Raw genomic sequence first — 12496 nt, 5'->3', positions numbered from 1 at the left:
GTTCCTTCTCCTACCTGGCCCGGCTGCGCAGGCCGCTGCCTACCGCCATCACGTTGGCCAGCAGGTCATCGAACAGGGCCGCGGCGGCCTTGGCTGAGTCGCCGGGCCAATGGTGCACCGGGTGGGCGGCGCCCTGGATTTGCTGCCAGTTCGCCTGTTCCGGGATTCGTGGGCTCAAAAGGAGCTCGCCGAACATCGACTCCATCTCTGCCAGCCGGTAGGTGTGCTCGGAGGACCCTGACCGCACCCGGTTGGCTATGATGCCGGCCGGTGAAAGGTTTGGCGCAAACTCCTGGCGGAAAAGCTGGATGGCCCTCATGGTCCGTTCGGTACCGGCAACGGAAAACAGCCCCGGTTCGGCAACGAGGGCCACCTTGTCGCTGGCTGACCAGGCCATCCGGGTCAGGCCATTCAGGGACGGCGGGCAGTCGATCAGGACGAGCTGGTAGTTGTCTGCGGCGGCCAACACCGAAGACAACCGCCGCAGGTCGCGGCGGCTGAGGTCCGGCCGGTCGTAGATTCCCGTGTAGGCAGAGCCGACGGCGACGTCCAGGACCGCTGAACCGGAGCCGTTGGAAGGGGCCCGTTCCGTCCAGCTGCTGCCCACCACATTCTCGGCGAGCTTGGCTCGGCGGGGGCTTTTGAGCATCCTGCCGATATCGAGCTGGTCGCCCGGCTGCACGCCCAGGGCGGTGGTCGCGTCTGCATGGGGATCAAGATCCACCACCAGCGTGCGGATGCCTGCGGCAAGGGCTGCAGACGCCAATCCTGTGGTGACGGAAGTCTTGCCGACTCCACCCTTGAGGCTGCTGATGCTGACTACTTGCACTTGAGAGACCAAAACCTAACGCCGGATGCCGTGTTGGGAGTAATGTTTGCTCCGGCAGTGCCGAAGCCGGACGGTCCTGCCGCCCTACTCATCATATGTGGATGCGTCGGCGATTCCTGCTTTAACGGGCGTCGGCATGGCACCAGCTATGCTGCCGGGGCGGTTTCTGCCCGGGCCGGCAGAAGAGCTCGGGACATGACGGGGAAATCTGTGATGGTTGCCACAAAGATTTGTGTTTGCCCTTATAGGTCCTAGACACTGTGACCACTCACCGATCCACCCGCAATGATGCAGGAGAAGTATGTTTTCCAAAGTTCTGGTGGCCAACCGCGGCGAAATCGCGATCAGGGCCTTCCGCGCCGGCTACGAGCTGGGCGCCAAGACCGTTGCCGTTTTCCCCCAAGAGGACAGGAACTCGATCCACCGCCAGAAGGCGGACGAGGCCTATCTGATTGGCGAAGAGGGCCACCCCGTCCGTGCTTACCTTGACGTTGCCGAAGTGGTGCGCGTAGCAAAGGAGTCCGGTGCGGACGCCATCTACCCCGGATACGGCTTCCTCTCAGAAAACCCGGACCTTGCCCGCGCCGCCAAGGATGCCGGCATTACCTTTGTCGGTCCGCCGGCCGAGGTGCTGGAGCTGGCCGGCAACAAGGTGGCAGCCCTGAAGGCTGCCCGTGACGCCGGTGTTCCCGTCCTGAAGTCCAGTGCGCCCTCCAAAGACCTGGACGAGCTCATTGCGGCGGCCGATGAGATCGGCTTCCCCATCTTCGCCAAAGCCGTGGCCGGTGGCGGCGGACGCGGCATGCGACGCGTGGATACCCGCGAGGCACTTCCGGAGGCCCTGCAGTCCGCCATGCGTGAGGCGGACGCGGCGTTCGGTGACCCCACCATGTTTCTGGAGCAGGCTGTCCTGCGCCCGCGGCACATCGAAGTGCAGATCCTGGCGGACGCCGAGGGCAACGTGATGCACCTCTTCGAGCGGGACTGCTCCATTCAGCGCCGCCACCAGAAGGTTATCGAGATCGCCCCGGCCCCGAACCTGGATGAAGGCATCCGTCAGGCGCTGTACCGGGATGCCGTCAAGTTCGCCAAGGCCCTGAACTACGTCAACGCCGGCACAGTGGAGTTCCTCGTCGATACAGTGGGTGAGCGTGCCGGCCAGCACGTCTTCATCGAAATGAACCCCCGCATCCAGGTGGAGCACACCGTCACCGAGGAAGTCACCGACGTCGACCTCGTCCAGGCCCAGATGCGCATTGCCGCCGGCGAAACGCTGGCGGACCTCGGCCTCTCCCAGGAGACAGTGAAGCTGCGCGGCGCGGCACTGCAGAGCCGCATCACAACCGAGGACCCCGCCAACGGGTTCCGGCCCGACGTCGGAAAGATCACCGGCTACCGCTCTGCCGGCGGAGCCGGTGTACGGCTCGACGGCGGCACTGTCTACTCAGGTGCCGAAATCAGCCCGCACTTCGACTCCATGCTGGTGAAGCTCACCTGCCGCGGCAGGGACTACCCGGCCGCCGTCGCCCGTGCCCGCCGCGCCCTTGCCGAATTCCGTATCCGCGGTGTCTCCACCAACATCTCCTTCCTCCAGGCGGTGCTCGACGACCCCGACTTCATCGCCGGGGATGTGGCCACGTCCTTCATTGACGAGCGCCCGCAGCTGCTCAAGGCGCGTGTCTCTGCCGACCGCGGCACCAAGCTCCTTACCTGGCTTGCTGAAGTCACGGTTAACAAGCCGAACGGCGAACTGACCGTGCACTCGAATCCTGCCAGCAAGCTGCCGTCCGTCAAGGACATGGAGGCAGCACCCGGCTCACGCCAAAGGCTGCTCGAGCTGGGCCCTGAAGGCTTCGCCAGGGCGCTTCGTGAACAGAACGCAGTGGCCGTCACGGACACCACTTTCCGGGACGCCCACCAGTCGCTCCTGGCCACCCGCGTCCGAACCCGCGACCTCGTGGCAGCCGGCCCGGCGGTTACTGCGCTCATGCCGGAGCTGCTTTCCGTTGAGGCCTGGGGCGGGGCAACGTATGACGTCGCCCTTCGGTTCCTGGGCGAGGACCCGTGGGACCGGCTCGCCGCCCTTCGCCAAGCGCTTCCGAATGTGTGCCTCCAGATGCTCCTCCGGGGCCGCAACACCGTGGGATACACGCCCTATCCGGAAGAGGTCACGGAAGCCTTCGTCAACGAGGCCGCGGCCACGGGCATTGATATCTTCCGCATCTTCGACGCCCTGAACGATGTCAGCCAGATGGCACCTGCCATTCGCGCTGTCCGGGCAACAGGCACCGCCGTCGCCGAAGTAGCGCTCTGCTACACCGGCGACATGCTGGATCCCGAAGAGACCCTTTACACGCTGGACTACTACCTTGGCCTGGCCCAGAAGATCGTGGACGCCGGAGCCCACATCCTGGCCATCAAGGACATGGCAGGCCTGCTCCGTCCCGCCGCCGCGGCGAAACTCGTCTCCGCCCTCCGGGAACGCTTCGACCTGCCGGTTCACCTGCACACCCACGACACCGCAGGAGGCCAGCTGGCCACCCTGCTGGCCGCCGTGGACGCCGGTGTCGACGCCGTGGACGTCGCCTCCGCATCGCTGGCCGGAACCACCAGCCAGCCGTCGGCCTCGGCGCTGGTCGCAGCGTTGGCACACACGCCGCGGGATACTGGCCTGAGCCTGGCAGCCGTCAGCTCGCTGGAGCCGTACTGGGAAGCGGTCCGCCGCGTCTACGCGCCGTTCGAGTCGGGCCTTCCGGGCCCCACCGGCCGTGTGTACCAGCACGAGATTCCCGGCGGGCAGCTCTCCAACCTCCGCCAGCAGGCCATGGCACTCGGACTGGGGGAGCGCTTTGAGGCGATCGAGGACATGTACACCGCCGCCGACCGCATCCTGGGCCACCTGGTCAAGGTCACGCCATCCTCCAAGGTGGTGGGCGACCTTGCCCTGCACCTGGTGGGCTTGAACGCGGACCCCGCGGATTTCAACGAGAACCCGCAGAACTACGACATCCCGGATTCAGTCATCGGATTCCTTTCCGGTGAACTGGGTGACCCTCCGGGAGGCTGGCCCGAGCCCTTCCGCACCAAGGCCCTCCAGGGCAGGAGCGTGAAGGTCCGCGACGTGGAGCTCAGCGCCGAGGACAGTGCCGCCTTGAAGTCCGACTCAAAGACCCGCCAGCACACGCTGAACCGGCTGCTCTTCGACGGACCCACCAAGGACTACCTGAAGAGCGTGGAGACGTACGGCAACATCTCTGTGCTGGACACCAGGGACTACCTCTACGGACTTCAGCGCGGCGCCGAGCACGAGATCCAGCTGGAGAAGGGCGTGAGGCTGATCGCGTCCCTCGAAGCCGTCTCCGAGCCTGACGAAAAGGGTATGCGCACGGTCATGTGCACCCTCAACGGCCAGTCCCGGCCGGTGGTGGTCCGGGACCGTTCGGTGGTCAGCAATGTCAAGGCAGCCGAGAAGGCCGACCCCGGCCAGCCCGGCCACGTGGCAGCCCCGTTCGCCGGTGCCGTTACCGTGGCCGTCAAGCCCGGCGACGAGGTCAAAGCCGGCGACACGGTAGCTACGATCGAGGCGATGAAGATGGAAGCGTCCATCACGACGCCGGTAGCCGGCAAGGTCGCGCGGCTCGCCATCTCCTCAGTGGAGCAGGTAGAGGGCGGAGACCTGCTGCTGGTCGTGGAGCAGTAGTGCACGGTAGCGAGTGATACGACGAGAGGGTCCTCCGTGCAGGAGGGCCCTCTCGTTTGTTTGCGGCAGTGGCTAGCGGCAGGCCTGATCCTCTGCGTGCTATTCCCCGCGCCCCGCTAAGGCCGCTTCGGGGCGAGCGGGGGCGCGGGGCCCCTTTACGCACGCTGCCGGATCGGGGCCCGCGTCCTACATCGGCGTCAGGAGCGTGGTGCCGAGTACATTTCCTCGATCACCGTCTCGAAGTCCTTCATCACCTGTGCCCGCTTGACCTTCATCGACGGCGTCAGGTGTCCTGAGGCTTCGGTGAAGTCAGCAGGCACGATCCGGAAGGACTTGATCGCTTCGGCCTGCGATACGGAGGCGTTCGCTGCGGTGATGAGGTCCTGGACAGCTGCTTTGACCACCGGGTTGTTGGCCGCATCCTCGAGCGAGGTGTCGGCCGGGAGGTTGTGGCGCTGCAGCCAGCCGGGCAGGGCTTCCTGGTCCAGGGTGACGAGGGCGCCAATAAAAGGCCTGTTGTCACCGACCACCAGCACCTGGGAGACCAAGGCATCGGCACGGATCTGGTCCTCAAGCAACGCGGGGATCACGTTCTTGCCGCCAGCGGTCACGATGATTTCCTTCTTGCGGCCGGTGATCCACACAAAGCCGTCATCGTCCAGGCGGCCAATGTCGCCGGTGCGGAACCAGCCGTCAGCGAAGGTTTCCGAGGTAAGGTCCTCCCGCTTGTAGTAGCCGCGCATCACGCAGACGCCCTTGGCGAGGATTTCGCCGTCCTCGGCAATCCGGACTGCGTTCCCGGGCAGCGGCTTGCCCACGGACCCGATCTTGATCAGCGACGGTGTGTTGACGGAGATGGGGGCTGTGGTTTCAGTCAGGCCATAGCCTTCGAGGACCTGCAGGCCGATGCCTTGGAAGAAATGGCCCAGGCGTTCACCCAGCGGGCCGCCACCGGAGACGGCGTGGGCGACGTGGCCGCCCATGGCAGCCCGCAGCTTGCTGTATACCAGCTTGTCGAAGAGGGCGTGGCGGAGCTTGAGGCCAAGGCCCACCCGCCCGTTCTGGCGCGCCTTTGAAAAGGCGATGGCAGTGTCGGCGGCCTTGTGGAAGATGGCGCCCTTGCCGCCGTCCTCGGCCTTGGTCAGCGCGGAGTTGTAGACCTTTTCGAAGACGCGGGGCACGGCAAGGATGAAGGTGGGCTCGTAGCTTTGCAGGTCAGCGAGGAGGTTCTTGATGTCCGGCGTATGGGCCACCGTGGTTCCGGCGGCCATGGCCAAAACTGAGATGAATCGTGCAAAAACGTGGGCCAGTGGCAGGAACATGATGGTCTTGGCGTTCTCATGGACGATCTCACCGATGATGGCGAGGGCGTTGTCCGAAAGTTCAACGAAGTTTCCGTGCGTTAGTTCGCAGCCCTTGGGACGGCCCGTGGTGCCTGAGGTGTAGATGATGGTGGCGACGTCGTCCAGGGTGGCCGTCGCGCGGCGCGCCTCGAGATCCGCGTCGCTGACGTCGCGGCCGGCTTCACGGAGGGCGTCCAGCCCCTGGCCTTCCAGTTGCCACACGTGCTGGAGCGCAGTGAGGCCCTCCGCCGTAACCGCCTGGCGGATCACGTCCTCATGGTGGGCTGCCTCGCCGAAGGCTGCCACGGCGCCGGAATCACCAAGGTTCCAGGCCACCTGCGACGGGGAGGAGGTCTCGTAAATCGGAACGGATACTGCTCCCGCAAACCAGATGGCAAAGTCCACCAGGGACCATTCGTAGCGGGTGCGGGACATGATGCCTACGCGGTCACCAGCAGCCACGCCGCTTGCCATCAGTCCCTTCGCCAGGGCCGAGACGTCAGCCAGGAAGTCCGTAGCGCGGATGTCCTGCCAGGCACCGGCGGAGCCGAGCCGCGAAAACAGTGCCGGGTTGCTGGGCTTCGCAGCCTGCCGCAATACCAGATCAGTGATGTTGGTTTCCGGTGGGACAACAACAAGAGGCGGAACACTGAATTCGCGCACTATAGCTCCTTTGATATCCGAAGACCCGCGCAGGGGTATGCCTAAAGACTAGTACGCCTGTACCAGGCCGTGCAGTATCTAAACCTACTGACGAGTAACTTTGGCGTCAATGGTGGATGGCGGTACATGCGGGGACGGCCTCCTTCACCCCCGGAACCGCCAGCCTAGAATGGTTGACTATGTATGCACCGCCCCCCGGCGAACAGGCCGGCCCCTTGCGACGACCGGTTCCGTGGAGGCGGCGCCCAACCACCGGCCGGAGCAGGTTGCGCCACGGCGAAGGCTTCCGCGAGCACCTGCGCCTTGGCCGGAAGGGCCTTGCCATCGGGATCGACATCGGCGGCACCAAGGTGGCTGCCGGCGTGGTGGACGCCGAAGGCAGGATCCTCAACGAAGCGCGCCGCTCGACGCCCGGCACGGATCCGCGGGCAGTGGAACAGGTGATTGTGGAGCTCGTGGAAGAGCTCGGCCGGGGGCACCGGATCTGGTCGGTCGGCATCGGTGCCGCCGGGTGGATGGACCTCGACGGCGGCACGGTACTTTTTAGCCCGCATCTCGCCTGGCGGAACGAGCCACTCCGGAAAAACCTGCAAAACCTGTTGCGCCGTCCCGTCCTGCTCGCCAACGACGCCGACGCCGCAGCGTGGGCGGAGTGGCGCTTTGGCGCCGGGCAGGGCGAAGCCCGGCTGGTGTGCATCACCCTGGGCACGGGAATCGGCGGAGCGATGGTGATGGACGGGCGGGTGGAGCGCGGCAGGTTTGGCGTAGCCGGCGAGTTCGGCCACCAGATCATCATGCCCGGCGGCCACCGGTGCGAGTGCGGCAACCGGGGGTGTTGGGAGCAGTACGCGTCCGGGAATGCGCTGGGACGCGAAGCCCGTATCCTGGCGCGGGCCAACTCCCCGGTGGCCCAGGACCTGCTCGCAGCTGTGGGTGGCAACACCGATACGATCACCGGAGCGATCGTCACAGAGTTGGCCCTGGCCGGCGACGCTGCTTCCCGGGAACTTATCGACGAAGTAGGTGACTGGCTCGGACTCGGGCTGGCGAACCTGGCCGCGGCGCTGGATCCCGGCCTGTTTGTTATCGGCGGCGGCCTCTGCTCAGCAGGGGACCTGTTGGTGGACCCCGCCCGAACGGCCTTCGCCCGCAACCTGACCGGCCGCGGCTTCCGGCCTGCCGCCGGCATTCAGTTGGCGGCCCTGGGACCGAACGCCGGCCTGATCGGGGCGGCGGACCTTTCCCGGGTGAGCAGCAGGGTCCGCGCCTGAGGCACTAGACGCGGGCGCCGTCGTCGTTCTCGTCTTTTTCCTGCGGGAGCTTCATGATCAGGTAGACCGTCCCCAGCACAAACACGGCCACGATGCCCACGATCGCGAGCATCGGTGCAGAGCGCCAGAACATGGCCGACAGCAGCAGGGCCACGGGCCCGCCCACCGCGGCCAGCCAGGCCAGCATGGTAAGCGGGTCGGTTCCGGCCAGGCTCGGCGGCTCCTCGGGAATGAATTCGTCGTCGTCCCCGTCCACGTCATAGTCGCGTGGCCCCGCGGCCGCGTTGCCGTTCGCGGCGTCACCGGTGGTGGCGGCCGTCTCCTGCCGCTCGGCGGCGGAAAGCTCGGTGGGGGCGGACCCGGCTAGTCCCAGGGGGTCGAAGTCCCGGAAGGTGGCGGACCTGCCCGCGGGAGCGGGAGTGCCTTCAGGCGCGTCCGGGTCGTCGCCATTGTCTGTGCCGGCAGTACCTGTACCGGCAGGGCCTGCCGGGGAGTCTGCTTCGAGGCGGGCCACGAGGTCAAGCCAGACGGCGTCGTCGTGGTTGGAGCCCTGATCGGGGGAGCCAGAGTCAGGCCTGTTCATGGGAAGCCTCCTGGACGGGCGCAGCTGAAGCGGACGCAGCGCCGGCAGTGGACACCACGCCGCGGATGAAGTCCACGGATCCCGCAAAGATTTGGTCGGCGTCGTTGTCCAGGGTGGCCACGTGGTAGCTGTTTTCCAGCCGGACCAGCTCAAGGGGCGCATGGGTGAGGCCGCGGCGCAGCGCCACGATGCTGGAGTCGGACACCACATGGTCAACCGTGGAGCGGTAGACCTGCACAGGAGCAGTGACCCTGGGCAGGATCCTGATGGTGTCCTTGAACATCTTGTTAAGTTCGTGGGCGGCCGCTACCGGAGTTCGGGGATAGGCGCCTTCATCCATGCCTTCTTTGAGGATGTCGTTCGCGATGGCCGGTGTGCTTTTCATGACGAGCTTCAGGATTCCGGCGAGCGGAGCGCGTGGATCGTCAATCACCAGCCCCGGATTTACCAGGACCACCCCTGCCACCGGACGTGTGGCGGCGATGCGCAGCGCCAGCGCTCCGCCCATGCTGAGGCCGGCGGCAAAGACGTAATCGCACTCCGCGTCCAGCTCCAGATAGGCGTCATCAAGTGCGGCATGCCACTGCTGCCACGTAGTCCGGGCCAGTTCCTGCCAACTGGTGCCGTGGCCCGGCAGCAGGGGCATGCGCACAGCGAAACCCGCGGCGGTGAAGGCATGGGCCCAGGTGCGCAGGCCGTGGGGGCTGCCGGTGAACCCGTGCGAGAGGACCACGCCGATCCGGGGCCCCTCGCCATTGAATGGACTGCTGTAGGGGCTGTGGTCCGGGCTGGAGGTCATGGGGTCTCCACTGAAGTGTTCTGGCGGGCGTGGGCATGGAAAAAGGCGCTGGATTTCGAAAAGATCTCCGGCGCATCCACGTCCAGCGTAGCCACATGGCCGCTGCTGGCAAGACTGACTACCTCTTCAAGCTGCGTGCCCAGGCGGTTTTTCAGTACTGCCAGCGAGGTGGGCGGGACTACTGCGTCCGTGTGCGACTTGAATACCTGCACGGGAGCTGTGACGCGGGGCAGGCCCCGGGTGGCAGCCCCGAACAGTTTCTTCAGTTCGTGCACGGCGGAGAGCGGTGTACGCGAATAGTCGCCGTCTTCGGTGACAACAGCTGTGGGCTGCTCTTCCTGGATGGGGAGGGTGGTCTTCTGGAAATACTTCAGCACGCCAATGACGCGTACCCGGCGGTCGTAGAAGCTCAGGCCGGGGTTCACCACCGAGACTCCTGCCACAGGGTGCCTGGAAGCAGTCAGCAGTGCGATGGCTCCGCCCATGGACAACCCGGCGACAAAACACGTATCCGTCCGCTCCGAAAGCTCCAGGTAGGCGCTTTCGAAGCTGTTGTACCACTCGCTCCAGCGCGTCCGGGCAAGCTGGCGCCAGGTGGTCCCGTGCCCGGGCAGCAGGGGAACGGTGACCGCGTAGCCTTGCGAAGCGAGGTGTTCCGCCCATGGCAGCACACTCAGGGGGCTGCCGGTGAAACCGTGGCAGATTGCCACTCCGATGCGGGCGTTGGCTCCGTGGCCGGGATAGCTGAAAGCGGCAGGACGGGACGGGATGCTGCTTTCGCTCATGACTCCATCGTGTCACTGTTCCCGGCAAATCTCACTAGAGTAGGGTTGCATTGAACTGCTGACCAGGCCCGACGCGGGGCCTGAGGGCTGCCTTCCGGAGGGGTTTCGCACGTGTTCTATTGGGTGATGAAAAGGATCTTCCTGGGTCCGGTGCTGAAGCTGCTTTTCCGCCCGTGGGTGAAGGGCCTGGATAATATTCCGGCGGAAGGCGCGGCGATCATCGCCTCCAACCACCTCTCGTTTTCCGACTCGATTTTTATGCCCTTGATGGTCCGCCGTCCGGTGGTGTTCCTGGCCAAGTCCGAGTACTTCACGGGCACGGGAATCAAGGGCAGGCTGACGGCCCTGTTCTTCAGGCTCACCAACCAGCTGCCCATGGACCGGTCCGGCGGTGCCGCGTCGGAGGCGTCGCTGAGTGCCGGAATGGACGTCCTCACGCATGGCGGGCTGCTGGGCATCTACCCGGAGGGGACGCGCAGCCCCGATTCGCGCCTCTACCGGGGAAAGGTGGGCGTTGCCAGGCTCGCTCTCAAGGCCGGAGTCCCGGTGGTTCCGGTGGCGATGATCGGTACGGACAAAGTGCAGCCCATCGGCAAGCGTCTGCCGAACATCCGCAGGATCGGCATGATCTTCGGCGAACCGCTGGACTTCAGCAGGTACCACGACCAGGCAGAGGACCGCCTGGTCCAGAGGCAGGTCACGGACGAAATCATGTTCGAGCTGATGCGGCTCTCCGGGCAGGAATACGTCGATGAATACGCGGCCGTGGTGAAGCTCCGGCTCGCGGGCAAGCCCGTTGACCCTGTTGCGGCAGCGGAACCCCTTGCCACCCCCGTGCCTCTTGACGGCACCCATGCCGGCCCGGATGCAGATGCCCCACATGCCGGTGCCGGGCACCTTGCCCCCGACCCCGGAAAGCAGCAGGACGACGGCGGGGCTGCCGCCACCGCGTAGCCCACTGGCTCCCACCTGCCAGTCTTCCGGGCCCGGCTGATGTCTGTGACGCCAAGGCCTGGATGCGTGACGCTGTGGTCTTCCGTGTGCCTGCGCGACCGTTAGTCTTAGAGGGTGACTGAGCTATCTGCAAAACCTGCCTTTTCGCTGTCCAGCACCGCCCAGAGCGGAGCGGCCAATTATCCCGGACTCGATAACTGGCGGGACCTGCCCATTTCCCAGCAGCCCAGCTGGCAGGACAGGGACGTATTCGATGCCTCGGTAAAGGAACTCTCCGTCCTTCCTCCGTTGGTCTTCGCCGGCGAGGTGGATGTCCTCCGCGAGCGCCTGGCTGCTGCTGCCCAGGGCAAGGCGTTCCTGCTGCAGGGCGGCGACTGTGCTGAAACCTTCGAAGCAGCCACGGCGGACAAGATCAGCGCCCGCGTTAAGACCATCCTCCAGATGGCAGTGGTCCTGACCTACGGCGCCGCGATGCCCGTCATCAAAATGGGCAGGATGGCAGGCCAGTTCGCCAAGCCCCGCTCATCCAACGATGAAACCCGCGACGGCGTGACACTGCCGGCGTACCGCGGCGACATCGTGAACGGGTACGAGTTTACGCCCGAATCCCGCGGCCACGACGCCGCACGCATGCTCCGTGCCTACCACACGTCCGCCTCCACGCTGAACCTCATCCGCGCCTTCACCCAGGGCGGATTCGCGGACCTGCGCTCGGTACACCAGTGGAACAAGGGCTTCACCGAGAACCCGGCCCACGCCCGCTACGAGTCCCTGGCGCGGGACATCGACCGGGCCATCATGTTCATGGAGTCCTGCGGTGCGGATTTCGAGGCGCTCAAGCGCGTTGAGTTCTTCGCCAGCCACGAGGCGCTCCTCCTGGACTATGAACGCGCCCTCACCCGGATCGACTCCCGTACCGGATTCCCGTACGACACCTCAGCGCACTTCCTCTGGATCGGGGAGCGAACCCGCGAGCTGGACCACGCGCACGTCGATTTCCTGTCCCGCGTACGAAACCCCATCGGCGTCAAGCTGGGCCCGTCCACCACCGGTGACGATGCCCTCCGCCTGATCGACAGGCTGGATCCGGAGCGCGAGCCCGGCAGGCTGACCTTCATCACCCGCATGGGTGCCGCCAACATCCGCGAGAAGCTGCCCGCCGTCGTCGAAAAGGTCACCGCCTCAGGCGCGCAGGTCCTCTGGGTCACCGACCCCATGCATGGCAACACCGTGACGTCCCCGAACGGGTACAAGACCCGGAACTTCGACGACGTCATCGACGAAGTGCGCGGCTTCTTCGAGGTGCACCACGCCCTGGGTACTGTTCCCGGCGGACTGCACGTGGAAATGACGGGCGACGACGTCGCCGAGTGCCTCGGCGGAGCTGATCCGATTGACCAGGAAGCCTTCCTGGACCGCTACGAGTCAGTCTGCGACCCCCGGCTGAACCACATGCAGTCGCTGGAAATGGCGTTCCTGGTGGCGGGGGCACTCGCCAAGCACTGACCTGTTCCAAGCACTGATGTCCGGCCGGCACCTGCGGTGCCTGGTGTAGGCGGGCCGGTCCCG

The 12496-nt window shown here is 65.7% G+C and carries 9 protein-coding genes; 4 read left to right on the top strand and 5 right to left on the bottom strand.

The window, feature by feature from the left end; all coding sequences use genetic code 11:
- Positions 1 to 10: 10 nt before the first annotated feature.
- Positions 11 to 829 carry a ParA family protein gene (locus tag AC5RUQ_RS18700; RefSeq protein ID WP_493948800.1) on the bottom strand — a complete coding sequence of 273 codons (819 nt, stop codon included), beginning with the start codon at positions 827 to 829 and terminating at the stop codon, positions 11 to 13.
- A gap of 301 nt (positions 830 to 1130) precedes the next feature.
- On the opposite strand from AC5RUQ_RS18700, the gene AC5RUQ_RS18695 reads away from it, so the two are divergent.
- Entirely contained in the window at positions 1131 to 4529 is a 3399-nt protein-coding gene (locus AC5RUQ_RS18695; protein ID WP_493948799.1) for a pyruvate carboxylase, read from the top strand.
- Positions 4530 to 4726: 197 nt separating this feature from the next.
- On the opposite strand, the gene AC5RUQ_RS18690 is transcribed toward AC5RUQ_RS18695, so the two are convergent.
- Positions 4727 to 6535, bottom strand: coding sequence for an AMP-dependent synthetase/ligase (locus AC5RUQ_RS18690; RefSeq protein WP_493948798.1), 1809 nt, complete (start codon positions 6533 to 6535; stop codon positions 4727 to 4729).
- Positions 6536 to 6714: 179 nt separating this feature from the next.
- On the opposite strand from AC5RUQ_RS18690, the gene AC5RUQ_RS18685 reads away from it, so the two are divergent.
- Entirely contained in the window at positions 6715 to 7806 is a 1092-nt protein-coding gene (locus AC5RUQ_RS18685; protein ID WP_493948797.1) for an ROK family glucokinase, read from the top strand.
- Between the two features lie 4 nt (positions 7807 to 7810).
- Here the strand turns inward: AC5RUQ_RS18685 and AC5RUQ_RS18680 are convergent, their stop codons facing one another.
- From AC5RUQ_RS18680 to AC5RUQ_RS18670, 3 genes are read right to left on the bottom strand one after another with little or no spacing between them, the layout of a single operon-like run.
- Positions 7811 to 8389 carry a hypothetical protein gene (locus AC5RUQ_RS18680; RefSeq protein WP_493948796.1) on the bottom strand — a complete coding sequence of 193 codons (579 nt, stop codon included), beginning with the start codon at positions 8387 to 8389 and terminating at the stop codon, positions 7811 to 7813.
- Positions 8376 to 9188, bottom strand: coding sequence for an alpha/beta hydrolase (locus tag AC5RUQ_RS18675; RefSeq protein WP_493948795.1), 813 nt, complete (start codon positions 9186 to 9188; stop codon positions 8376 to 8378). Before AC5RUQ_RS18675 ends, AC5RUQ_RS18680 begins: the two co-directional genes overlap by 14 nt.
- A complete protein-coding gene (locus AC5RUQ_RS18670; protein WP_493948794.1) occupies positions 9185 to 9973 on the bottom strand; it encodes an alpha/beta hydrolase in 789 nt (262 codons plus the stop codon). The genes AC5RUQ_RS18675 and AC5RUQ_RS18670 overlap by 4 nt, the downstream gene beginning before the upstream one ends.
- Before the next feature lie 111 nt (positions 9974 to 10084).
- Between AC5RUQ_RS18670 and AC5RUQ_RS18665 the strand changes: the two genes are divergently transcribed.
- Positions 10085 to 10927 (top strand): lysophospholipid acyltransferase family protein, encoded by an 843-nt coding sequence (locus AC5RUQ_RS18665; protein WP_493948793.1) that lies wholly within the window; start codon positions 10085 to 10087, stop codon positions 10925 to 10927.
- Positions 10928 to 11041: 114 nt separating this feature from the next.
- Entirely contained in the window at positions 11042 to 12433 is a 1392-nt protein-coding gene (locus AC5RUQ_RS18660) for a class II 3-deoxy-7-phosphoheptulonate synthase (protein ID WP_493948792.1), read from the top strand.
- Positions 12434 to 12496: the final 63 nt, after the last annotated feature.

Source organism: Arthrobacter sp. MDT2-3 (assembly GCF_059090465.1).
This window is presented reverse-complemented; position numbering and strand designations above follow the sequence as displayed.